Here is a 24,473-nt window from a genome sequence, read left to right as displayed (position 1 = left end):
CCCATGCGCGCAAAGCTCACCTACCTCGTCACCGCGGCCGTCCTGGTCTTCTACTTCGTCCTGGCCGGCAGCCGCGGCGTCCTGCTCATCCGGCACGGCACGCTGCTCACGGTCACGTTCGGGGTCGCTGTGCTGATCCTGCCGGTGATCGGTGTCTGGTTCCTCTGGAAGAACACCCAGTTCGTCCGCAGGGCCAACGCCCTGGCCGCCGAGCTGGACGCGGAGGGCGGTCTGCCCGTCGACGAGCTCGTGCGCACCCCGTCGGGGCGGATCGACCGTGATTCGGCCGACGCCGTGTTCACCAGGCGCCGTGAGGAGACCGAGGACAGTCCGGACGACTGGCGCTGCTGGTTCCGTCTGGCTGTGGCGTACCAGGACGCCAGGGACACCCCCCGCGCCCGCAAGGCGATGCAGCGCGCGATCGCCCTGCACGCAAACAAGCCGGTACGCGCCTGATCGGCGCCGTACCGGCTTGTCGTGGGGGCGAACCGTCCGGTGTCAGCCGGTGCGGTACTCGTCGCTCCAGGCCTCGACCGTGTCGGTGGCACGCTCGAAGGCCTCGGCACGCGCCAGGAAGTCCGCGTTGTGGTCCGTCAGCAGCGGCGTCGCTGTCTCGCCGCCCCGGCGCACCACGATCAGGGCCTGGCCCTGGACGGTGCGCGGGAAGCCGAGCCACCTCACCGGCTGCTGGACCGTACGGACGACGGAGGCGTCGCTCCACGCGATCGTGGTCGTACGGAGGAAGCCCACCCGCCGTACGCCGTGCCGGCTCACCCAGGCGCCCACACGCAGCAGGCGCAGCGCGCTCGCGATGACCACGCCGGCGAGCGCGAAGCACACGCTCGCACCGGACAGCGATCCGGTCACCGTGATGATCACGCCGGCGAGCAGCACGAAGGACGCGAGCAACAGGAGGGTGGCCGCCGCCGCGACCCGCCACGGGCCGGGACGGTAGGGCCGCCGCCAGCTGTCATGGTCGTCGAACGGCAGTGCGATGTCCTCTGCGTCCGCGTCGAATACGCGGTCGGCCGTCAGGAAGGGCAGGGGCACGACTGATCCTCACTCACAAGCACGCTCGATTGCTGTGCCCGGTGAGGCTACCGAGAGGCCCCCAGGCCGACCACCCCAGGGGGCCCGTACGGGTCAGCGGTGCTGCGACGCCTCGGACGTCTGGCTGTGCGAACGGGTGCTGTCGGTGTCCAGCGCGGGCAGTCCGAAGAGCAGCGACCCGGCGAATCCGGCGATCAGGGTCAGCCCGACGAGCGAACGGCTCGCCAGCTGCGAGGCGCTCGGACGCCGACGGGGAGGAGGCGTGACGTTACTGCGGAACCGGTCGGCGTCGGCGACGAACGAGAACGGGACGGATTCACGCCGGCGGAACATGAGGAAACTCTCCTTGAACTCTGTGACGGGTGCTGCTGATGAGTCAGACGTACGGAAGGCCCGATCGGTGCCCCGAATCGCCGAACAGGTGCGGGAATTCCCGCTGACGGGGGCCCGGCCGGCGCCCCGTAGAGTGGATGCCGCCCCGAGCGACGCAATGGGAAGGACCCCCGCCGGTGACCGACACCCCCGAGCCCACCAAGGCCCACTTCCGCAGCGATGTCACCGTTGACCTGGTGAAATCCGCCGCAAGCGACTCCGACGTGCTGTTCGCGGCCCGTGTGTCGACGGCCGGTGAGCAGTCCCTGGAAGAGGTCACGAAGGACCCCGAGCGCTCCAAGGGTCTCATCAATTACCTCATGCGGGACCGGCACGGCAGCCCGTTCGAGCACAACTCGATGACTTTCTTCATCAGTGCCCCGATCTTCGTGTTCCGCGAGTTCATGAGGCACCGCGTGGGCTGGTCCTACAACGAGGAATCGGGCCGGTACAGGGAGCTCGAGCCGGTCTTCTACGTCCCGGGGGAGTCCCGCAAGCTCGTCCAGCAGGGCCGTCCCGGCAAGTACGAGTTCGTCGAGGGAACGCCGGAACAGCACGAGCTCACGAGCCGAGCCATGGAGGACTCCTACCGCCAGGCGTACGACGCCTACCAGGAGATGCTCGCCGCCGGGGTCGCCCGCGAGGTCGCCCGCGCTGTGCTGCCCGTCGGCCTGTTCTCGACGATGTACGCCACCTGCAACGCCCGCTCGCTGATGCACTTCCTCGGACTGCGGACGCAGCACGAACTGGCGAAGGTCCCGTCCTTCCCGCAGCGCGAGATCGAGATGGTCGGCGAACAGATGGAACAGCACTGGCAGACCCTCATGCCGCTCACTCATGCCGCTTTCAACAAAAACGGACGTGTAGCCCCGTAAGCGGTGTCCGTATTGCGACGTTTCGTGAAGTTCATCTAGGCTGATCAAACGGACCCGGCACTGCTTGAACCCCCGAGCAGGCAGTGCCGGGCTCCTCTTCCCCGTCCCCCCGAGGGGGCGCGGCGCTCCGACCAACGAGTAGCGTGTTACCCATGGCTCCGATCTCCACTCCGCAGACCCCCTTCGGGCGGGTCCTCACCGCTATGGTCACGCCCTTCACGGCGGACGGCGCACTCGACATCGACGGCGCCCAGCGGCTCGCCGCCCACCTGGTGGACGCAGGCAACGACGGCCTGATCATCAACGGCACCACGGGCGAGTCCCCGACCACCAGCGACGCGGAGAAAGACCAGCTCGTCAGGGCTGTCCTCGAAGCCGTCGGAGACCGGGCACATGTCGTCGCGGGTGTCGGCACCAACGACACCCGGCACAGCATCGAGCTGGCCCAGGCCGCCGAGCGGGCGGGCGCCCACGGTCTCCTCGCGGTCACCCCCTACTACAACAAGCCGCCGCAGGAAGGCCTCCTGCGGCACTTCAACGTCATCGCGGACTCCACCGGACTCCCGGTGATGCTGTACGACATTCCCGGCCGCAGCGGTGTGCCGATCGACACGGAGACACTCGTCCGGCTCGCCGAGCACCCCCGGATCGTCGCGAACAAGGACGCCAAGGGCGACCTGGGCCGCTCCAGCTGGGCCATCGCCCAGTCCGGCCTCGCCTGGTACTCCGGCGACGACATGCTCAACCTGCCGCTGCTCTCGGTCGGCGCCTGCGGATTCGTGTCCGTCGTGGGCCACGTCGTCACCCCCGAGCTGCGCGCGCTCATCGAGGCCCACCTCGGCGGCGACGTGCAGAAGGCCACCGAGATCCACCAGAAGCTGCTCCCCGTCTTCACCGGCATGTTCCGCACCCAGGGCGTGATCACCACCAAGGCGGCGCTCACCCTGCAGGGCCTGCCCGCCGGACCGCTCCGCCTCCCGCTCGTGGAACTCTCGGCGCAGGAGACGGCCCAGCTCAAGATCGATCTGGCAGCCGGCGGGGTACAGCTCTAACCACGGACTTCACAACTGAATACGCGGGGAAACTCGCGACGGAAACACCACCTGACAACAGCAAGTGCACGAATGACATGCGCGCCACGTGCCCTCAGCGGTACGTGGCGTGCGTGGTAAGGAGAGTCTTTTGAGTCATCCGCATCCCGAACTCGGTACCCCGCCGAAGCTCCCGAAGGGCGGCCTGCGGGTCACCCCGCTCGGTGGCCTGGGCGAAATCGGCCGCAACATGACGGTCTTCGAATACGGCGGCCGTCTGCTCATCGTCGACTGCGGTGTGCTCTTCCCGGAGGAGGAGCAGCCCGGCATCGACCTGATCCTGCCGGACTTCACCACGATCCGGGACCGCCTGGACGACATCGAGGGCATCGTCCTCACGCACGGCCACGAGGACCACATCGGTGGCGTGCCCTATCTGCTCCGCCTGAAGCCGGACATCCCGCTGATCGGCTCGAAGCTGACCCTCGCCCTCATCGAGGCCAAGCTCCAGGAGCACCGGATCCGTCCGTACACCCTGGAGGTGGCGGAGGGGCAGCGCGAGCGCCTCGGCGTGTTCGACTGCGAGTTCATCGCTGTCAACCACTCCATCCCGGACGCTCTGGCCGTCGCCATCCGGACCCCCGCGGGCCTGGCCGTCGCGACCGGTGACTTCAAGATGGACCAGCTTCCGCTGGACGGCCGTCTCACCGACCTGCACGCCTTCGCGAGGCTGAGCGAGGAGGGCATCGACCTGCTGCTCTCCGACTCGACGAACGCCGAGGTCCCCGGATTCGTTCCGCCCGAGCGGGACATCTCCAACGTCCTGCGCACGGTGTTCGCCAACGCCCAGAAGCGCATCATCGTCGCGAGCTTCGCCAGTCACGTGCACCGCATCCAGCAGATCCTGGACGCCGCCCACGAGTACGGCCGCAGGGTCGCGTTCGTCGGCCGGTCCATGGTCCGCAACATGGGCATCGCCCGTGACCTGGGCTACCTGAAGGTTCCCGCGGGTCTGGTCGTCGACGTCAAGACACTCGACGACCTGCCGGACGACGAGGTCGTGCTCGTCTGCACCGGTTCCCAGGGTGAGCCGATGGCCGCGCTGTCGCGCATGGCCAACCGCGACCACCAGATCCGGATCGTCCCGGGCGACACCGTGATCCTGGCGTCGTCCCTGATCCCGGGCAACGAGAACGCGGTCTACCGCGTGATCAACGGCCTGACCCGCTGGGGCGCGAACGTCGTCCACAAGGGCAACGCCAAGGTCCACGTCTCGGGCCACGCCTCGGCCGGCGAACTGCTGTACTTCTACAACATCTGCAAGCCGAAGAACCTGATGCCGGTCCACGGTGAATGGCGTCACCTCAGGGCCAACGCCGAACTCGGTGCGCTGACCGGCGTGCCGAAGGACCACATCGTCATCGCCGAGGACGGCGTCGTCGTCGACCTCGTCGACGGCAAGGCGAAGATCGTCGGCAAGGTCCAGGCCGGCTACGTGTACGTCGACGGCCTTTCCGTCGGCGACGTCACGGAGACGTCCCTCAAGGACCGCCGCATCCTCGGCGACGAGGGGATCATCTCGGTCTTCATCGTGGTCGACAGCTCGTCCGGCAAGATCGTGGGTGGCCCGCACATCCAGGCCCGAGGCTCCGGTATCGACGACTCCGCCTTCGGAGCGGTGGTGCCGAAGGTCGAGGAGGCGCTCAACAAGTCGGCCCAGGACGGAGTGATGGAACCGCACCAGCTCCAGCAGCTGATCCGCCGCACGGTCGGCAAGTGGGTGTCGGACACCTATCGCCGGCGCCCGATGATCCTTCCGGTCGTCGTCGAGGTCTGACCGTCGGAGGCCGTCACCTGCGGCCGACGAGGAGCGGGCCGCCCCGATTTGCATCGGGGCGGCCCGCTCCAGTACGTTTGCCATTCCGCCTGAACGGGAAGCACCCCGCGCACGTATGTGCGCGGGAGCCCTTCGAGGAGGCGGGAAATCCCGACTCAGAACTTCTGCTAAAGTCGGGATCGCCGAAAGGCAAAGACCACTCCACAGGTCGCCGGAATCAAATTCGGACCGGAAACGGAACGAAAAAGAGTCTGGTAAAGTTGGAACCGCCGGAAAGGGAAACGCGAAAGCGAAGAACTGGAAAGCGAAACAAGCAGTAGCCCGCTTCGACCGGGAATCGGACACGAAAGAGTCTGATAGAGTCGGAAACGCAAGAACGAAGGGAAGCGCCCGGAGGGCCCCGGTGAAACGGGACCGAAGGAAGCGTCCGTTCCTTGAGAACTCAACAGCGTGCCAAAAGTCAACGCCAGATATGTTGATACCCCGGCCTGCTTCGGCAGGTTGGTGGTTCCTTTGAAAAAGTCCTGCGGGATCTTCGGATCCGGTAGGCAACAACAGCGAGGACGCTGTGAACAACCGGTCATATTCCGACCTGGTTGTTCCGCTCTCGTGTTGTGATCCCGATTACGGGAAAACATTCACGGAGAGTTTGATCCTGGCTCAGGACGAACGCTGGCGGCGTGCTTAACACATGCAAGTCGAACGATGAAGCCTTTCGGGGTGGATTAGTGGCGAACGGGTGAGTAACACGTGGGCAATCTGCCCTTCACTCTGGGACAAGCCCTGGAAACGGGGTCTAATACCGGATAACACTCTGTCCCTCATGGGGCGGGGTTAAAAGCTCCGGCGGTGAAGGATGAGCCCGCGGCCTATCAGCTTGTTGGTGGGGTAATGGCCTACCAAGGCGACGACGGGTAGCCGGCCTGAGAGGGCGACCGGCCACACTGGGACTGAGACACGGCCCAGACTCCTACGGGAGGCAGCAGTGGGGAATATTGCACAATGGGCGAAAGCCTGATGCAGCGACGCCGCGTGAGGGATGACGGCCTTCGGGTTGTAAACCTCTTTCAGCAGGGAAGAAGCGAAAGTGACGGTACCTGCAGAAGAAGCGCCGGCTAACTACGTGCCAGCAGCCGCGGTAATACGTAGGGCGCAAGCGTTGTCCGGAATTATTGGGCGTAAAGAGCTCGTAGGCGGCTTGTCACGTCGGATGTGAAAGCTCGGGGCTTAACCCCGAGTCTGCATTCGATACGGGCTAGCTAGAGTGTGGTAGGGGAGATCGGAATTCCTGGTGTAGCGGTGAAATGCGCAGATATCAGGAGGAACACCGGTGGCGAAGGCGGATCTCTGGGCCATTACTGACGCTGAGGAGCGAAAGCGTGGGGAGCGAACAGGATTAGATACCCTGGTAGTCCACGCCGTAAACGTTGGGAACTAGGTGTTGGCGACATTCCACGTCGTCGGTGCCGCAGCTAACGCATTAAGTTCCCCGCCTGGGGAGTACGGCCGCAAGGCTAAAACTCAAAGGAATTGACGGGGGCCCGCACAAGCAGCGGAGCATGTGGCTTAATTCGACGCAACGCGAAGAACCTTACCAAGGCTTGACATATACCGGAAAGCATCAGAGATGGTGCCCCCCTTGTGGTCGGTATACAGGTGGTGCATGGCTGTCGTCAGCTCGTGTCGTGAGATGTTGGGTTAAGTCCCGCAACGAGCGCAACCCTTGTTCTGTGTTGCCAGCATGCCCTTCGGGGTGATGGGGACTCACAGGAGACTGCCGGGGTCAACTCGGAGGAAGGTGGGGACGACGTCAAGTCATCATGCCCCTTATGTCTTGGGCTGCACACGTGCTACAATGGCCGGTACAATGAGCTGCGATGCCGCGAGGCGGAGCGAATCTCAAAAAGCCGGTCTCAGTTCGGATTGGGGTCTGCAACTCGACCCCATGAAGTCGGAGTTGCTAGTAATCGCAGATCAGCATTGCTGCGGTGAATACGTTCCCGGGCCTTGTACACACCGCCCGTCACGTCACGAAAGTCGGTAACACCCGAAGCCGGTGGCCCAACCCCTTGTGGGAGGGAGCTGTCGAAGGTGGGACTGGCGATTGGGACGAAGTCGTAACAAGGTAGCCGTACCGGAAGGTGCGGCTGGATCACCTCCTTTCTAAGGAGCATCTAGATTCCGCAAGGAATCCAGAGCCACTACGTCGGCAAATGTTCGACGGTGGTTAGCTCATGGGTGGAACGTTGACTATTCGGCACGGCTGGTTGATCACTGCAAGTACTGCTTCGGCGTGGAACGTGGTGGGTGATCGGTCGGGTCGGGCACGCTGTTGGGTATCTGAAGGTATGGCCGTGAGGCTGCCTTCGGTTGCCGGCCCCAGTGCACTCACCTGTAAGGGTGGGGTGATGGGTGGCTGGTCGTTGTTTGAGAACTGCACAGTGGACGCGAGCATCTGTGGCCAAGTTTTTAAGGGCGCACGGTGGATGCCTTGGCACCAGGAACCGATGAAGGACGTGGGAGGCCACGATAGTCCCCGGGGAGCTGTCAACCAAGCTTTGATCCGGGGGTTTCCGAATGGGGAAACCCGGCAGTCGTCATGGGCTGTCACCCGCTGCTGAACACATAGGCAGTGTGGAGGGAACGCGGGGAAGTGAAACATCTCAGTACCCGCAGGAAGAGAAAACAACCGTGATTCCGGGAGTAGTGGCGAGCGAAACTGGATGAGGCCAAACCGTATGCGTGTGATACCCGGCAGGGGTTGCGCATGCGGGGTTGTGGGATCTCTCTTTCATAGTCTGCCGACTGTGAGACGAGTCAGAAACCGTTGGTGTAGGCGAAGGACATGCGAAAGGTCCGGCGTAGAGGGTAAGACCCCCGTAGCTGAAACATCAACGGCTCGTTTGAGAGACACCCAAGTAGCACGGGGCCCGAGAAATCCCGTGTGAATCTGGCGGGACCACCCGCTAAGCCTAAATATTCCCTGGTGACCGATAGCGGATAGTACCGTGAGGGAATGGTGAAAAGTACCGCGGGAGCGGAGTGAAATAGTACCTGAAACCGTGTGCCTACAAGCCGTGGGAGCGTCGCGCATCGAGCTTGCTCGGTGCGTCGTGACTGCGTGCCTTTTGAAGAATGAGCCTGCGAGTTAGCGGTGTGTAGCGAGGTTAACCCGTGTGGGGAAGCCGTAGCGAAAGCGAGTCCGAATAGGGCGATTGAGTTGCACGCTCTAGACCCGAAGCGGAGTGATCTAGCCATGGGCAGGTTGAAGCGGAGGTAAGACTTCGTGGAGGACCGAACCCACCAGGGTTGAAAACCTGGGGGATGACCTGTGGTTAGGGGTGAAAGGCCAATCAAACTCCGTGATAGCTGGTTCTCCCCGAAATGCATTTAGGTGCAGCGTCGTGTGTTTCTTGCCGGAGGTAGAGCACTGGATAGGCGATGGGCCCTACCGGGTTACTGACCTTAGCCAAACTCCGAATGCCGGTAAGTGAGAGCACGGCAGTGAGACTGTGGGGGATAAGCTCCATGGTCGAGAGGGAAACAGCCCAGAGCATCGACTAAGGCCCCTAAGCGTACGCTAAGTGGGAAAGGATGTGGAGTCGCAGAGACAACCAGGAGGTTGGCTTAGAAGCAGCCACCCTTGAAAGAGTGCGTAATAGCTCACTGGTCAAGTGATTCCGCGCCGACAATGTAGCGGGGCTCAAGCGTACCGCCGAAGTCGTGTCATTCACACATATAGGGCCAACGCCTGTGTGGATGGGTAGGGGAGCGTCGTGTGCCGGGTGAAGCAGCCGCGGAAGCGAGTTGTGGACGGTTCACGAGTGAGAATGCAGGCATGAGTAGCGATACACACGTGAGAAACGTGTGCGCCGATTGACTAAGGGTTCCTGGGTCAAGCTGATCTGCCCAGGGTAAGTCGGGACCTAAGGCGAGGCCGACAGGCGTAGTCGATGGACAACCGGTTGATATTCCGGTACCCGCTTTGAAACGCCCAATACTGAATCAGGCGATGCTAAGTCCGTGAAGCCGGCCCGATCTCTTCGGAGTTGAGGGTAGTGGTGGAGCCGACGAACCAGACTTGTACTAGGTAAGCGATGGGGTGACGCAGGAAGGTAGTCCAACCCGGGCGATGGTTGTTCCCGGGGTAAGGGTGTAGGCCGTGTGGTAGGCAAATCCGTCACACATTAAGGCTGAGACCTGATGCCGAGCCGATTGTGGTGAAGTGGATGATCCTATGCTGTCGAGAAAAGCCTCTAGCGAGTTTCATGGCGGCCCGTACCCTAAACCGACTCAGGTAGTCAGGTAGAGAATACCGAGGCGTTCGGGTGAACTATGGTTAAGGAACTCGGCAAAATGCCCCCGTAACTTCGGGAGAAGGGGGGCCATCACTGGTGATTGGATTTACTCCATGAGCTGGGGGTGGCCGCAGAGACCAGCGAGAAGCGACTGTTTACTAAAAACACAGGTCCGTGCGAAGCCGTAAGGCGATGTATACGGACTGACGCCTGCCCGGTGCTGGAACGTTAAGGGGACCGGTTAGTGCACTTTCGGGTGTGCGAAGCTGAGAACTTAAGCGCCAGTAAACGGCGGTGGTAACTATAACCATCCTAAGGTAGCGAAATTCCTTGTCGGGTAAGTTCCGACCTGCACGAATGGCGTAACGACTTCTCGACTGTCTCAACCATAGGCCCGGTGAAATTGCACTACGAGTAAAGATGCTCGTTTCGCGCAGCAGGACGGAAAGACCCCGGGACCTTTACTATAGTTTGATATTGGTGTTCGGTTCGGCTTGTGTAGGATAGGTGGGAGACTTTGAAGCAGCCACGCCAGTGGTTGTGGAGTCGCCGTTGAAATACCACTCTGGTCGTGCTGGATGTCTAACCTGGGTCCGTGATCCGGATCAGGGACAGTGTCTGATGGGTAGTTTAACTGGGGCGGTTGCCTCCTAAAGAGTAACGGAGGCGCCCAAAGGTTCCCTCAGCCTGGTTGGCAATCAGGTGTTGAGTGTAAGTGCACAAGGGAGCTTGACTGTGAGACCGACGGGTCGAGCAGGGACGAAAGTCGGGACTAGTGATCCGGCAGTGGCTTGTGGAAGCGCTGTCGCTCAACGGATAAAAGGTACCCCGGGGATAACAGGCTGATCTTCCCCAAGAGTCCATATCGACGGGATGGTTTGGCACCTCGATGTCGGCTCGTCGCATCCTGGGGCTGGAGTCGGTCCCAAGGGTTGGGCTGTTCGCCCATTAAAGCGGTACGCGAGCTGGGTTTAGAACGTCGTGAGACAGTTCGGTCCCTATCCGCTGTGCGCGTAGGAATATTGAGAAGGGCTGTCCCTAGTACGAGAGGACCGGGACGGACGAACCTCTGGTGTGCCAGTTGTCCTGCCAAGGGCATGGCTGGTTGGCTACGTTCGGAAAGGATAACCGCTGAAAGCATCTAAGCGGGAAGCCTGCTTCGAGATGAGTATTCCCACCACCTTGAGTGGTTAAGGCTCCCAGTAGACGACTGGGTTGATAGGCCAGATGTGGAAGCCCGGTAACGGGTGGAGCTGACTGGTACTAATAGGCCGAGGGCTTGTCCTCAGTTGCTCGCGTCCACTGTGTTAGTTCTGAAATAACGAACGGCCGTGTTTTCATCCGGTGTTGGTTAATTTCATAGTGTTTCGGTGGTCATTGCGTTAGGGAAACGCCCGGTTACATTCCGAACCCGGAAGCTAAGCCTTTCAGCGCCGATGGTACTGCAGGGGGGACCCTGTGGGAGAGTAGGACGCCGCCGAACAATTATTCCGGGAAAGCCCCGTGCCCTTGTGGCACGGGGCTTTTCTGCGTTCCCGGCCGGCTTCCGTTGCTGATGCCCCCTGCGCAGCACACCCCCTCGGCTCCTGTGGCCGACGTCGGCTGCGGCAGGATGCGAGCCCGGCCCCGCCTCCGGAACTGAGCTGCCCGACGCGGCCTCAGGACCCTGGTCCAGCAGGCAACACCACGCGAGCCGCCGGTGACAGACACCGCGTCAGACGGTTTTGAACACCCCCTCGTTCGGGGTATGCTTTAGCTCGTTGCCGCAAGGCAGCAGGCCCCAATAGCTCAGTCGGTAGAGCGTCTCCATGGTAAGGAGAAGGTCTGCGGTTCGATTCCGCATTGGGGCTCGGCAAAGAAAAGGCCCCCGCCACTGGCGGGGGCCTTTTTCGTGTCCCCAAGACAGGATCGTCGGGCACGGAGCACATGGTCGTGAGGGAATAGGCGCCGTCGGGCGAGGGAATGGCCATGGTGGCAGGGTGCCAGGCCCGAGCCGGCTCCCTTCCTTGAACCTGCCCGTCACGAGGGGCAGGGTGGGTGCATGGCATGGACAGCAGCGCCCGTCGTCCGGACCGTGGAGCTCGGGAATCTGGGAACCGTCCCCGAACGTCAGATGCTGGAAGGCTGGCTGCAGTGGCACCGGGAGACGCTCATGGCCAAATGCGCCGGGCTTGAGGCCGCGCAGCTGGCCAGGACAACCGTCAAGCCATCCACGCTCACTCTCCTCGGCCTCGTCCGTCACATGGCGGAGGTCGAGCGCTGGTGGTTCCGGAGGAGTCTCGCGGGCGAGGCTCTCGGCGACGTCTTCACAGGCCCGGAGGACGGAAACGAAGGGCTGGACGGAGTCGGGGTGGCGGATGCGGCTCAGGCATTCGAATGCTTCCGGACCGAGCTTCGCCTGTGCGACGCGGCGGCCGCCGGGCGCGGCCTCGACGAGACGTTCGTGTCGCCCCGGGGAGTCTCGCTCAGCCTGCGCTGGGTCTACGTACTGCTCATCCAGGAGTACGCCCGGCACAACGGTCACGCGGACTTCCTGAGGGAACGGACGGACGGGGCGACGGGGGACGCCGGCTGATCGGATCGGGCGGGGCGCCCCTCGACCGCGAGGAGACAAGGGGCCCGCCGCATCGCGGGAGTTGCCGGGCCCCTACGCGCCACACACCTAGTTCTGCGGCTCCGGGACACGCATGGCCAGGATCGCCATGTCATCGGAGGCGGGCTCCGCGGCGAAGCGCTCGACCGCCCGCAGGATGCGTCCGGCCACGGCGCCCGCCGTCAGGCCCGTACATGTGGCGAGGACCTCGGCCAGGCCGTCGTCGCCCAGCATGCGGGTCCCCTCGCGGCGTTCGGTGACCCCGTCGGTCACGCACAGGAGCACGTCGCCGGGGGCGAGCGTGACCTCCTCCTCGTAGAGTTCGAGGTCCTCGATGACCCCCAGCAGGGGCTGCGGTTCGGCCGCCGCCTCCACGGAGCCGTCCTGGCGAAGGCGCAGGGGGAGCGGGTGGCCGGCGCACACGACTTTCAGGAGGGCGCTGCCGTCCTCCTGGGGCCACAGCTCGCCGTAGAGCAGCGTGAGGAAGCGGCTGCGGGCACCCTCGTCCAGGATGGCCGCGTTCAGCCGCTCCAGTACCGCAGGTCCGCCGAAGCCCTCGCGGGCGAGCAGTCGCAGGGCGTGCCGCGCGAGCCCCGTGACGGCCGCGGCCTCCGGACCCGTGCCGCAGACGTCGCCGATGGCGAACCCGTAGGCGCCGTCGCGGATGGGAAAGACGTCGTAGAAGTCGCCGCCGACCTCGTTGCCCTCGCCCGCGGCCCGGTAGATGACCTCGATCTCGACGTTGGGTACATCGGGCAGGCCGGGCGGCAGGAGGCTGCGCTGGAGGGACTGGCTGATGGCCATGCGCTCCGAGTACAGGCGGGCGTTGTCGAGGGCCAGAGCGGCCCGCCTGGACAGGTCCTCGGCCAGTTCCAGGATCTCCTGGCGGAAGTGCTCGTCGGACGGCTTGCCGAGCGTCAGCATGCCGATGACGCGGTTCCTCGCGACGAGCGGCAGAACCACGGTCTCGCCGCCGACAGCCGCGGCTGTGGCCAGCGTGGTGCGGGCGGCCGCGCCCATGCTCAGCGGGGCGTCCCGGCCCAGGGTGCGCTTGGACGTGCGCATGGCGGCCGCGTGACCCGCCTCCGTGGGAGCCGGCCAGATGCGGGCCCCGGGGGCCGGGACGGGATCGGGCGGATTGATCGAGGACAGCAGCGCCTTCAAGCCGTCGATGAGCTCCTCGTCCTCGTGGAGGACGTACGAGAGGAAGGGCTCCGACGACTGGTCCGCGATGGTGTAGACGGCGCACCAGGTGGCCAGGGTGGGAACTGTCATCTGGGCCATCAAAGCCAGTGTCTGATCCCTGTCCAGAGTGCCGGCGAGGAGGTCGGAGGCCTCGACGAGGAAGGACAGCGAACCGCGGCGCAGGCGTTCGAGCTCACCGAGCCGCGCCGACTCGACGGCGAGCGCGATGCGGTCGGCGGCGAACTGCAGCCGGAGTGCCTCTTCGTTGGAGTACCGGCCCGGTGCCTCCGCGGAGACGCCCAGGGAGCCGGTGAGCCGGCCTTCGACCTTGAGCGGCACCGTGACGACCGAGCGCATTCCCGTGTCGCTCAGCAGGGGTACGGCGCCCGGCACGACGGTGAGGTCTTCATGGACGGCGGGCATGCGCGCGGAACCGTAACGCCCCGTGCCCGCCTCCACGGGAACGCGAGCGAAGCGCTGGCGGGCGGAGGGGAGGCCCGTCGTCGCGCGGACCTCCAGCTCCGTCTCGTCGTCGGTGGCGAGCAGCAGGAACGCCGCGTCGGCGTCCAGCATGTCGCGGGCGCGCTCGACCGTGCGCTGCAGCAGTCCGTCGAGGTCGTCGGGGGCGGGGGAGCCGATGAAGATCTCGAAGGGGTCCGTACTGCGGTTCTCGGCAGAGGTGTCGGAGACGGGGGCGCGCACCGGGCTCTGGAGCACGGCTCGTTCGTAGTCGCGCACGAGGAGACAGACGGTGGACGGCTCGCCCTGAGTGTCACGGACTCTGAGGTGCGAGGCGTAGACGGGGATGACACGGCCGTCCGCGCCGCGGATGCCGTAGCTGCCCTCCCACCGGGAGAGACGCAGCGCGTCGGCGATGCCCGTGCTCGTGCCCGGGGTGTGCGGCCACGCCACGAAGTCGGTGAGCTGCTTGCCCTCTACCTGCTCCGCCGCGTGCCCGAAGAGGAAGGAGGCGTCCTCGTTCCACGAGGCGATGGCACCCGAGCCGTCGGTCTGGACGACGGCCACCCGTACCCGCTGTTCCGCGACGGGAAGGAGCGCGGTCGGCAGCACCGGGCTCGCCGAGCGGACACCCACGGGACGTTCGGGAAGATCGAGCTGGAACCAGACGTGCTTGTGCGTCGGGGTGTACTCGACGCCCCAGCGGGTGGCGAGAGCGGCGCAGAGCAGCAGGCCGCGACCGCCTTCCCGGTCCGGGCTGCCGAAGTCGAGGCCGGAGCTCTGGAGCGGGACCTCGCGCTCCGGGTAGTGGTCGGAGACCTCTACGCGTACGCCGTCCTCGGTACGCAGGCAGAGCACGTCGGCGGCGGTCCCCGCATGCACGACGGCATTGGTCACGAGTTCGCTCGTGAGCACGACGGCGTCGTCGACGACGTCCGCGTAACCCCACCCCTGAAGGGTGTCGCGTACGAACGCGCGAGCGGTCGCGACCGAGCGTCCGACCGGATCGAAGGTGGCAGCCGCGCGCGCGGTGATCACAGCACTCCCCATAATGGTGTCTCGTCGCTTCCCCGAGTCCTGTGCCCGTTTCTCGCCGCTTCGATTCGCCTGCCAGGCTAGACGCTCGTCCGGTGTCCCGTGTACACGAGGGCGGACTCGGGCGCGCGGACCGCCCGCCGGGTGTGCGCCGGGCGTACGATTTTGGTCCTCCCCGTGAGGGAAGTGGGACGACCCTGGGACTTTCTCCGCACGCCGGTTTCGGCCTGGTACGTTTCAACGATTTGACGGCCGCATAGTCACCCGTCGACGGTGTGCTGTGGCGGTGAGCCAAAGTGGAACTGGGCAAGCTTCCGAAAACGGCCCGAGCGATACGGTCAACCCCTGCGGGAGGGACACGGTGGAGTCTGGCGTGGCGGCGCGGGGTTCAGGAACGCGTACAAAAGGCGGGCAGCCCGTGAAAAAGCAGCGCAATGGGACCATCGATGTGGACGCGGCAGCTCTGAACAGACTGCTCGCGGCCCTCGTGGCGATGCGTGACGGCAACTTCCGCAGGCGGCTCACCGTCTCCGGTGACGGCGTGCTCACGGAGATCGCGGCGGTCTTCAACGAGGTGGCCGACCGTAATCTGCACCTGACGGGCGAGCTCGCCCGTGTGCGGCGAGTGGTCGGGCGGGAGGGGAAGCTCACCGAGCGCCTGGAGACCGGGGCCTGCGAGGGCTCGTGGGCGGCGGCCATCGACGCGTCCAACGAGCTCGTGGACGATCTGGCGCGACCCGTCTCCGAGGTCGGGCGGGTGCTCTCCGCGGTCGCCGACGGTGATCTCGACCAACGGATGGAGCTGCGCACCCACGCGGCCGACGAGACGGTGCGCCCGCTGCGGGGGGAGTTCCTGAAGGTCGCCCGTACGGTCAACAACCTGGTCGACCAGCTCTCCGCGTTCACCGAGCAGGTGACCCGGGTCGCCGTCGAGGTCGGTACCGAGGGCAAGCTCGGCGGTCAGGCCCAGGTGCGTGGCATGTCCGGGTCGTGGAAAGACCTCACCGACTCCGTGAACACCATGGCCTACCGGCTGACCGCCCAGGTGCGTGACATCGCCCTGGTGACGACGGCGGTGGCCAAGGGGGATCTCTCCCGCAAGGTCACCGTCCACGTGGCCGGTGAGATGCTCCAGCTCAAGAACACCGTCAACACGATGGTCGACCAGCTGTCGTCGTTCTCCTCGGAGGTGACCCGGGTCGCCCGTGAGGTGGGCACCGAGGGCGAGCTGGGCGGACAGGCGACCGTGCCGGGGGTGGCCGGGGTCTGGAAGGACCTGACCGACTCCGTCAACACGATGGCCGGGAACCTCACGTCCCAGGTACGCGGTATCGCCGAGGTGACGACGGCCGTCGCCAACGGCGATCTGTCGCAGAAGGTCACGGTCAGCGCCCGCGGCGAGGTCGCTCAGCTCGCCGAGACGATCAACCAGATGACCGAGACGCTGCGCACCTTCGCCGACGAGGTGACGCGCGTGGCGAGCGAGGTCGGCGGCGAGGGTCTGCTCGGCGGGCAGGCGCAGGTGCCCGGCGCCGCCGGCACCTGGAAGGACCTCACCGACTCGGTCAACACGGTCTTCCGGAACCTGACGACCCAGGTGCGTGACATCGCGCAGGTGACCACCGCGGTGGCCAGCGGTGACATGACGCAGAAGGTCACGGTCGACGTGGCCGGCGAGATGCTGGAGCTGAAGAACACCGTCAACACGATGGTGGACCAGCTCCAGGCCTTCGGTTCGGAGGTGACCCGGGTCGCCCGGGAGGTCGGCGTCGAGGGCCGGCTCGGCGGACAGGCCGAGGTCCCCGGGGCTGCGGGGACGTGGAAGGACCTCACCGACTCGGTGAACACCGCCTTCCGCAACCTCACCGGCCAGGTGCGCGACATCGCACAGGTGACGACGGCCGTGGCCAACGGCGATCTCTCGCAGAAGGTCACGGTCGACGTGGCCGGCGAGATGCTGGAGCTGAAGAACACCGTCAACACGATGGTGGCGCAGCTGTCCAACTTCGCCGACCAGGTGACCCGGATGGCGCGCGACGTGGGCACGGAGGGCCGGCTCGGGGGCCAGGCGCGCGTCGACGGTGTCTCCGGGACGTGGAAGGAGCTCACCGACTCCGTCAACTTCATGGCCGGCAACCTCACCTCCCAGGTGCGTCAGATCGCCCAGGTGACGACGGCCGTGGCGCGGGGTGACCTGTCGCAGAAGATCGACGTGGACGCCCGGGGCGAGATCCTGGAGCTGAAGAACACCATCAACACGATGGTCGACCAGCTCTCGGCGTTCGCCGACCAGGTGACCCGGGTCGCCCGCGAGGTGGGCACGGACGGCCGTCTCGGCGGCCAGGCGCAGGTGCCCGGTGTGGCGGGAGTCTGGCGCGACCTGACGGACTCGGTGAACGGCATGGCCGGGAACCTCACGGCCCAGGTGCGCAACATCGCCCAGGTCGCCACGGCCGTGGCGCGGGGTGACCTGTCGCAGAAGATCGACGTGGACGCCCGGGGCGAGATCCTGGAGCTGAAGAACACCCTCAACACGATGGTCGACCAGCTGTCGAACTTCGCGGAGCAGGTGACCCGGGTCGCCCGCGAGGTGGGTACGGAGGGCATCCTCGGCGGCCAGGCGGAGGTCCAGGGGGTCTCCGGTACGTGGAAGGACCTCACTCAGTCCGTCAACGGCATGGCGAACAACCTGACCCTCCAGGTACGCAACATCGCCGAGGTGACGACGGCGGTCGCGAAGGGCGATCTCTCCAAGAAGATCACCGTCGATGCCAAGGGCGAGATCCTCGAACTGGTGACGACGGTCAACACGATGGTCGACCAGTTGCTCAACTTCGCGGACGAGGTGACGAGGGTCGCCCGTGAGGTGGGTACGGAGGGCATCCTCGGTGGCCAGGCGCGGGTGCGGGGCGCTACGGGCATCTGGAAGGACCTCAGCGACAACGTCAACCTGATGGCCAACAACCTCACCAGCCAGGTGCGGAACATCTCCCGGGTCTCGTCGGCCGTGGCCAACGGCGACCTGACGAAGAAGGTGACCGTCGAAGCGCGGGGTGAGGTCGCCGAACTCGCCGACACCGTCAACACGATGGTGACGACCCTGTCCTCGTTCGCCGACGAGGTCACCCGGGTGGCGCGCGAGGTGGGTACCGAGGGCGAACTGGGCGGCCAGGCACGTGTCCCGGGTGTCTCGGGCACCTGGAAGGACCTCACCGAGTCGGTGAACTCCATGGCCTCCAACCTGACCGGTCAGGTGCGCCAGATCGCCACGGTCACCACGGCCATCGCCAAGGGTGATCTCACCAAGAAGATCGACATCGACGCGCGGGGGGAGATCCAGGAGCTGAAGAACACCATCAACACGATGGTCGACCAGCTCTCCTCGTTCGCCGAGCAGGTCACCCGGGTCGCCCGGGAGGTGGGTACCGAGGGCCAGCTGGGCGGGCAGGCCCGCGTCCGGGACGTCGACGGGACGTGGCGCGACCTCACCGAGTCGGTGAACGAGATGGCCGGGAACCTGACCCGTCAGGTGCGGGCCATCGCGGCCGTCGCCACCGCGGTGACCCGCGGCGATCTGAACCTCAAGATCGACGTGGACGCCGCCGGTGAGATCCAGGTGCTGCAGGACAACATCAACACGATGATCGCCAACCTGCGCGACACGACCCTGGCGAACAAGGAGCAGGACTGGCTCAAGGGCAACCTCGCGCGCATCTCCGGCCTCATGCAGGGCCGCCGCGATCTGGACGACGTCGCCTCCCTCATCATGAGCGAGCTGACCCCCGTCGTCTCGGCCCAGCACGGCGCCTTCTTCCTCGCCATGACCACCGGGGAAGCGGACGAGGTCGGATCCGACAGCGGCAGGGAGAACTCGTACGAGCTCCGCATGCGCGGCAGTTACGGCTATTCGGCGGGCTCCATGCCGACCTCCTTCCGGCCGGGCGAGACGCTCATCGGCACGGCGGCCGAGGAGAAGCGGACGATCCAGGTGGACAACGTCCCGCCGGGATACCTGAAGATCTCCTCCGGTCTGGGCGAGGCACCTCCCGCCCACGTGATCGTGCTGCCGGTGCTCTTCGAGGGCCAGGTGCTCGGCGTCATCGAGCTGGCCTCCTTCCAGCCGTTCACGCACATCCAGCGGGACTTCCTCAACCAGCTCGCCGAGATGATCGCCACGAGCGTCAACACCATCAGCGTCAACACGAAGACGGAGAAGCTCCTCGAGCAGTCCCAGGAGCTCACCGAACAGCTCCGGGACCGGTCCCAGGAGCTGGAGAACCGGCAGAAGGCACTGCAGGCGTCCAACGCCGAACTCGAGGAGAAGGCGGAACTGCTCGCTCAGCAGAACCGCGACATCGAGGTGAAGAACACCGAGATCGAGGAGGCGCGGCAGGTCCTGGAGGAGCGCGCCGAACAGCTCGCCGTCTCGATGCGCTACAAGTCCGAGTTCCTCGCGAACATGTCGCACGAGCTGCGCACGCCGCTCAACTCGCTGCTCATCCTGGCCAAGCTGCTCGCGGACAACGCCGAGGGCAATCTCTCGCCGAAGCAGGTGGAGTTCGCCGAGACGATCCACGGGGCGGGTTCCGACCTGCTCCAGCTGATCAACGACATCCTCGACCTGTCCAAGGTCGAGGCGGGCAAGATGGACGTCAGTCCGACGCGGATCGCCCTCGTCCAGCTGGTGGACTACGTCGAGGCGACGTTCCGGCCGCTCACCGCGGAGAAGGGGCTCGACTTCTCCGTACGGGTCTCCCCGGAACTGCCCGCCACGCTGCACACGGACGAGCAGCGGCTGCTGCAGGTCCTGCGCAACCTCCTGTCGAACGCGGTGAAGTTCACCGACAGCGGGGCCGTCGAGCTGGTGATCAGGCCGGCCGGGGCGGACGTGCCCGACTCCATCCGGGAACACCTGCTGGAGGCCGGCTCGCTGCGGGACGCCGACGGCGACCTGATCGCCTTCTCCGTGACGGACACCGGGATCGGTATCGCGTCGAGCAAGATGCTGGTGATCTTCGAGGCGTTCAAGCAGGCGGACGGCACGACCAGCCGGAAGTACGGGGGCACGGGCCTCGGCCTCTCGATCAGCCGGGAGATCGCCCGGCTGCTGGGCGGCGAGATCCACGCGGCGAGCGAACCCGGACGGGGCTCGACCTTCACGCTCTACCTTCCCTTGCACCCCAGCGAGTTGCCCCCGCAGGGCTACCCGCAGACGGTGCCCGGCACCGTCGAGGCGCGCGGGGGCTCCGCCGGCGGCGTCCTGCGCCTGGAGGCCTCGCAGCCCGGCGGTACCGAGCAGCCGCTCGGTGATCCTGCCAACTCCGCCGGGGTGTTCCGGCGCAGGCGCAAGGCGCTGGGAGGCGGTGCACAGCGTCCTGCCCTGGCGAATGGCAGGACCGGCGACGAGGGCGCGACGCCGGAGGAGTGGGTCCAGGGCCCGCAGGAGAACCAGGAGCCCCGCAGGACGTTCCGGTTCCAGGGGGAGAAGGTGCTGATCGTCGACGACGACATCCGCAACGTCTTCGCCCTGACCAGCGTGCTGGAGCAGCACGGGCTCTCGGTGCTGTACGCGGAGAACGGGCGCGAGGGGATCGAGGTCCTCGAGCAGCACGACGATGTGACGATCGTCCTGATGGACATCATGATGCCCGAGATGGACGGTTACGCCACGACCACGGCGATCCGGAGGATGCCGCAGTTCGCCGGCCTTCCGATCGTCGCGCTGACCGCGAAGGCGATGAAGGGGGACCGTGAGAAGGCGATCGACTGCGGGGCCTCGGACTACGTGACCAAGCCGGTGGATTCCGATCACCTGCTGTCCGTGATGGAGACGTGGATGCACGGCGAGTGACGGGCCCGGGACCGGCTCCCCGGTGTCCGTGGCCGGCACCTCCCCGAGGGGTGTGAGCGAGCGGATTCCGGGGAACCTTCTGGTCTTCGACCGCGTTTTCGCTGTGTGCACAGTGACATCTCGGTGACAGGGTGTGGTGATGGGTGGGGTGCAGCTACCATGACCGGCACAAGGACGGACGGCGTAAGGGAGTCGTCCCCTGGGGCGGAACCCGGTGCGATGCCGGGGCGAGGAGGGCGGGCCATGGTGCAGAAGGCCAAGATCCTCCTGGTCGATGACCGGCCGGAGAATCTGCTGGCGCTGGAGGCCATCCTCTCTGCGCTCGATCAGACACTGGTGAGGGCATCGTCAGGGGAGGAAGCGCTCAAGGCGCTGCTCACGGACGATTTCGCGGTCATTCTGCTGGACGTGCAGATGCCGGGGATGGATGGATTCGAGACGGCCGCGCACATCAAGCGGCGGGAGCGGACCCGGGACATCCCGATCATCTTCCTGACGGCGATCAACCACGGTCCGCACCACACCTTCCGGGGATACGCGGCGGGTGCGGTGGACTACATCTCGAAGCCGTTCGACCCCTGGGTGCTCCGCGCCAAGGTCTCGGTCTTCGTCGAGCTCTACATGAAGAACTGCCAGCTGCGCGAGCAGGCGGCGCTGCTGAGGCTCCAGCTCGAAGGCGGCACGCATCAGGGCGCCGACGAGAAGGAACCGGCCGGCCTCCTCGCCGAGCTCTCGGCGCGGCTCGCCGCCGTAGAGGAGCAGGCCGAGGCGCTCTCCAAGCAGTTGGACGACGATTCGGCCGACGCCGCCGCCGTGGCGACGGCGGCCCATCTGGAGCGCAAGCTCACCGGGCTGCGCCGCGCGCTGGACGCTCTCGAGCCGGGCACGGGCGGGTCCACGGCCGCACTGCCCACCCAGAGCTGACCTGCGACTGGTGACGGCACGTCAGTCGAGCGCTTGCGCAAGGCGACACGGACGGGTGAAGCGGTAGGCACACGTGTCCACCGGCGTCGACACCGGTAACCTCAGTCACATGGCCTCACGTACGTCCGGCAAGGGTTCCCTGGGTACGGCGGGCACCGCGAAGCGCGCCGGCCGTACCCAGGGGCCGGCGAAGAAAGCCGCGCCAGTCAAGAAGGCGGCGGCGAAGAAGACGGTGCCCGCGAAGAAAGCCCCCGCCCGCAAGGCGGCGGTGAAGAGGCCCGTGGCCAAGCCCGCACCGTCGCCCACCGGGGGGCTGTACCGGCTCGTCCGCGCGCTCTGGCTCGGCACGGCGCACGGCGTGGGCGCGGTCTTCCGCTCCATAGGGCGCGGTGCGAAGGGACTTGACCCCGCACACCGCAAGGACGGCCTCGCCCTCCTGCTCCTCGGACTCGCCCTCGTCGTGGCCGCGGGCACCTGGTCGCACCTCAAGGGGCCCGTCGGCGACCTGGTCGAGATGCTCGTCACCGGGGCGTTCGGACGCCTCGACCTGCTGCTGCCGATACTGCTGGGCGCCGTCGCCGTACGGCTGATCCTCTATCCCGAGAAGCCCGAGGCCAACGGCCGCATCGTGATCGGGCTCTCGGCCCTCGTCGTGGGAGTGCTCGGCCAGGTCCACATCGCCTGCGGCTCGCCGGGCCGCGAGGACGGCACGGCCGCGATGCAGGATGCGGGCGGGCTGATCGGCTGGGCCGCCTCGCAGCCGCTCGTCTTCACGATGGGTGAGGTCCTCGCGGTTCCGCTGCTCCTCCTCCTGACCGTCTTCGGGCTCCTCGTCGTCACCGCCACCCCGGTCAACGCCATCCCGCGGCGTCTGCGGCAGCTCGGCGAACGGCTGGGCATCCTCGACCCGGTGTACGTACCCGGCGAGGAAGGCGAGGGCGACGACGAGCAGTGGCGCGACGGTCTGCCGCGCTCGGGCAGGGCCGTGCGCGGCCCGGAGGGCGACGGGGAGTACGACCCGGACGCCGCCGAGGGGCAGGCCCTGGCCAAGCGGCGCCGTCCGCGCAGGCACTCGGCCCAGCCCGCCATGAACCGCGGCATGGACGCCGTCGACGTGGCCGCCGCCGCTGCCGCGGCCCTGGACGGGGCGGTGCTCAACGGCATGCCTCCCTCACCGGTCGTGGCCGACCTCACCCAGGGCGTCTCCGCCGACCGCGAGCGGACCGGAACCCCCGTTCCCGGAGCCCGGTCCGCGGAGAAGACAGGCGCCGACGGCGAGAGCACGCGGAAGCCTGGCTCGGCCGGTGGGGCCGTACCCGACCTGACCAAGCCCGTTCCCGAACGCACCGGGGCGCTGCCCGCGCGTGCCGAGCAGCTCCAGCTCTCCGGCGACATCACCTACTCCCTGCCCTCGCTCGACCTCCTGGAGCGCGGTGGTCCCGGCAAGACGCGCAGCGCCGCCAACGACGCCGTGGTCGCCTCACTGACCAACGTCTTCACGGAGTTCAAGGTCGACGCGGCCGTCACCGGCTTCACGCGCGGCCCGACGGTGACCCGCTACGAGGTGGAACTCGGCCCCGCCGTCAAGGTCGAGCGGATCACCGCCCTCACCAAGAACATCGCCTACGCCGTCGCCAGCCCGGACGTACGGATCATCTCGCCGATCCCGGGCAAGTCCGCCGTGGGCATCGAGATCCCCAACTCGGACCGGGAGATGGTCAATCTCGGCGACGTCCTGCGCCTCGCGGACGCCGCCGAGGACGACCACCCCATGCTCGTCGCGCTGGGAAAGAACGTCGAGGGCGGCTACGAGATGGCCAACCTGGCGAAGATGCCGCACGTCCTGGTGGCCGGCGCGACGGGTTCCGGAAAGTCCTCGTGCATCAACTGCCTGATCACCTCGGTCATGGTGCGGGCGACCCCGGAGGACGTCCGGATGGTGCTCGTCGACCCCAAACGGGTCGAGCTCACCGCCTACGAGGGCATCCCGCACCTCATCACGCCCATCATCACCAACCCGAAGAAGGCCGCCGAGGCGCTGCAGTGGGTCGTGCGGGAGATGGACCTGCGTTACGACGACCTCGCGGCATACGGCTACCGGCACATCGACGACTTCAACCACGCGGTTCGCACGGGCAAGGCGAAGGCGCCCGAGGGCAGCGAGCGCGAGCTCTCGCCCTACCCGTATCTGCTGGTCATCGTCGATGAGCTCGCCGACCTCATGATGGTCGCCCCGCGTGACGTCGAGGACTCCATCGTCCGTATCACCCAACTGGCCCGCGCCGCCGGTATCCATCTGGTGCTCGCCACACAGCGTCCGTCGGTCGACGTCGTCACCGGTCTGATCAAGGCGAACGTGCCCTCCCGGCTCGCCTTCGCGACCTCGTCGCTCGCCGACAGCCGGGTCATCCTCGACCAGCCCGGCGCCGAGAAGCTCATCGGAAAGGGTGACGGACTGTTCCTGCCGATGGGAGCGAACAAGCCGACCCGGATGCAGGGCGCCTTCGTCACCGAGGACGAGGTCGCGGCAGTCGTGCAGCACTGCAAGGATCAGATGGCGCCGGTCTTCCGTGACGACGTCACGGCCGGCGCGAAGCAGAAGAAGGAGATCGACGAGGACATCGGCGACGACCTCGATCTGCTCTGCCAGGCGGCCGAACTGGTCGTCTCCACGCAGTTCGGCTCGACCTCGATGCTCCAGCGCAAGCTCCGGGTCGGTTTCGCGAAGGCCGGCCGGCTGATGGACCTGATGGAGTCACGCAACATCGTGGGTCCCAGCGAGGGTTCCAAGGCGCGCGATGTCATGGTGAAGCCGGACGAACTCGACGGGGTGTTGGCCGTCATTCGTGGGGAAACCGCTTCGTAAGAGTTTTGCGGGCAACCGTTTCGCCGCGTCGTACGTCAAGTTGAAGAAGGGAGCAGAGGGATGATCCATCCTGTGCTCCACCCCTGCCCTGCCCAAG

The 24,473-nt window shown here is 66.1% G+C and carries 11 protein-coding genes, 1 tRNA gene and 3 rRNA genes; 12 read left to right on the top strand and 3 right to left on the bottom strand.

The window, feature by feature from the left end; all coding sequences use genetic code 11:
- Positions 1–3 precede the first annotated feature (3 nt).
- The gene (locus OG206_RS08475; protein ID WP_327113876.1) at positions 4–456 is read left to right on the top strand and encodes a hypothetical protein; all 453 of its coding nucleotides are present in this window, start codon (positions 4–6) and stop codon (positions 454–456) included.
- Positions 457–498: 42 nt separating this feature from the next.
- Here the strand turns inward: OG206_RS08475 and OG206_RS08470 are convergent, their stop codons facing one another.
- The gene (locus tag OG206_RS08470; protein WP_327113874.1) at positions 499–1,050 is read right to left on the bottom strand and encodes a hypothetical protein; all 552 of its coding nucleotides are present in this window, start codon (positions 1,048–1,050) and stop codon (positions 499–501) included.
- A 93-nt stretch (positions 1,051–1,143) separates the two neighbouring features.
- Positions 1,144–1,383 carry a hypothetical protein gene (locus OG206_RS08465; RefSeq protein WP_327113872.1) on the bottom strand — a complete coding sequence of 80 codons (240 nt, stop codon included), beginning with the start codon at positions 1,381–1,383 and terminating at the stop codon, positions 1,144–1,146.
- 176 nt (positions 1,384–1,559) lie between these two features.
- On the opposite strand from OG206_RS08465, the gene thyX reads away from it, so the two are divergent.
- From thyX to OG206_RS08425, 8 genes are all read left to right on the top strand, one after another.
- On the top strand, positions 1,560–2,297 hold the full coding sequence (gene thyX / locus OG206_RS08460; protein WP_327113870.1) for an FAD-dependent thymidylate synthase: 738 nt from the start codon (positions 1,560–1,562) through the stop codon (positions 2,295–2,297).
- Between the two features lie 152 nt (positions 2,298–2,449).
- The gene (gene dapA, locus OG206_RS08455; protein WP_327113868.1) at positions 2,450–3,349 is read left to right on the top strand and encodes a 4-hydroxy-tetrahydrodipicolinate synthase; all 900 of its coding nucleotides are present in this window, start codon (positions 2,450–2,452) and stop codon (positions 3,347–3,349) included.
- Between the two features lie 130 nt (positions 3,350–3,479).
- Complete coding sequence (locus tag OG206_RS08450) at positions 3,480–5,165, top strand: ribonuclease J (protein WP_327113866.1); 1,686 nt, start codon at positions 3,480–3,482, stop codon at positions 5,163–5,165.
- A 637-nt stretch (positions 5,166–5,802) separates the two neighbouring features.
- Positions 5,803–7,328: ribosomal RNA gene (locus OG206_RS08445) — 16S ribosomal RNA — on the top strand.
- Positions 7,329–7,624: 296 nt separating this feature from the next.
- Positions 7,625–10,750 (top strand): 23S ribosomal RNA (locus tag OG206_RS08440).
- Positions 10,751–10,829: 79 nt separating this feature from the next.
- Positions 10,830–10,946, top strand: a 5S ribosomal RNA gene (gene rrf, locus OG206_RS08435).
- Together the 16S, 23S and 5S rRNA genes with 1 tRNA gene alongside form the textbook arrangement of a ribosomal RNA operon.
- 294 nt (positions 10,947–11,240) lie before the next feature.
- Positions 11,241–11,313, top strand: a tRNA-Thr gene (locus OG206_RS08430).
- A 191-nt stretch (positions 11,314–11,504) separates the two neighbouring features.
- Complete coding sequence (locus OG206_RS08425) at positions 11,505–12,038, top strand: DinB family protein (protein ID WP_327113864.1); 534 nt, start codon at positions 11,505–11,507, stop codon at positions 12,036–12,038.
- An 87-nt stretch (positions 12,039–12,125) separates the two neighbouring features.
- Here the strand turns inward: OG206_RS08425 and OG206_RS08420 are convergent, their stop codons facing one another.
- Entirely contained in the window at positions 12,126–14,750 is a 2,625-nt protein-coding gene (locus tag OG206_RS08420; protein ID WP_327113862.1) for a SpoIIE family protein phosphatase, read from the bottom strand.
- Between the two features lie 403 nt (positions 14,751–15,153).
- On the opposite strand from OG206_RS08420, the gene OG206_RS08415 reads away from it, so the two are divergent.
- The 3 genes from OG206_RS08415 to OG206_RS08405 all read left to right on the top strand — a co-directional run bounded on the left by OG206_RS08415 (position 15,154) and on the right by OG206_RS08405 (position 24,376).
- Positions 15,154–20,586: a HAMP domain-containing protein gene (locus OG206_RS08415; protein WP_327113860.1), complete on the top strand. Its 5,433-nt coding sequence runs from the start codon at positions 15,154–15,156 to the stop codon at positions 20,584–20,586.
- Between the two features lie 243 nt (positions 20,587–20,829).
- Entirely contained in the window at positions 20,830–21,510 is a 681-nt protein-coding gene (locus OG206_RS08410) for a response regulator (protein ID WP_327113858.1), read from the top strand.
- 109 nt (positions 21,511–21,619) lie between these two features.
- A complete protein-coding gene (locus OG206_RS08405; protein WP_327113856.1) occupies positions 21,620–24,376 on the top strand; it encodes a DNA translocase FtsK in 2,757 nt (918 codons plus the stop codon).
- Positions 24,377–24,473: the final 97 nt, after the last annotated feature.

Origin of the sequence: Streptomyces sp. NBC_01341 (assembly GCF_035946055.1) — a bacterium.
Taxonomy (GTDB): Bacteria; Actinomycetota; Actinomycetes; order Streptomycetales; family Streptomycetaceae; genus Streptomyces.
This window is presented reverse-complemented; position numbering and strand designations above follow the sequence as displayed.

Bases quoted from the DNA above. Each gene is read 5' to 3' on its own strand.
- OG206_RS08410 (WP_327113858.1), top strand. From the start codon at position 20,830: ATGGTGCAGAAGGCCAAGATCCTCCTGGTCGATGACCGGCCGGAGAAT.
- OG206_RS08475 (WP_327113876.1), top strand. From the start codon at position 4: ATGCGCGCAAAGCTCACCTACCTCGTCACCGCGGCCGTCCTGGTCTTC.
- OG206_RS08420 (WP_327113862.1), bottom strand. From the start codon at position 14,750: ATGGGGAGTGCTGTGATCACCGCGCGCGCGGCTGCCACCTTCGATCCG.
- dapA (WP_327113868.1), top strand. From the start codon at position 2,450: ATGGCTCCGATCTCCACTCCGCAGACCCCCTTCGGGCGGGTCCTCACC.
- OG206_RS08405 (WP_327113856.1), top strand. From the start codon at position 21,620: ATGGCCTCACGTACGTCCGGCAAGGGTTCCCTGGGTACGGCGGGCACC.
- OG206_RS08425 (WP_327113864.1), top strand. From the start codon at position 11,505: ATGGCATGGACAGCAGCGCCCGTCGTCCGGACCGTGGAGCTCGGGAAT.
- OG206_RS08465 (WP_327113872.1), bottom strand. From the start codon at position 1,383: ATGTTCCGCCGGCGTGAATCCGTCCCGTTCTCGTTCGTCGCCGACGCC.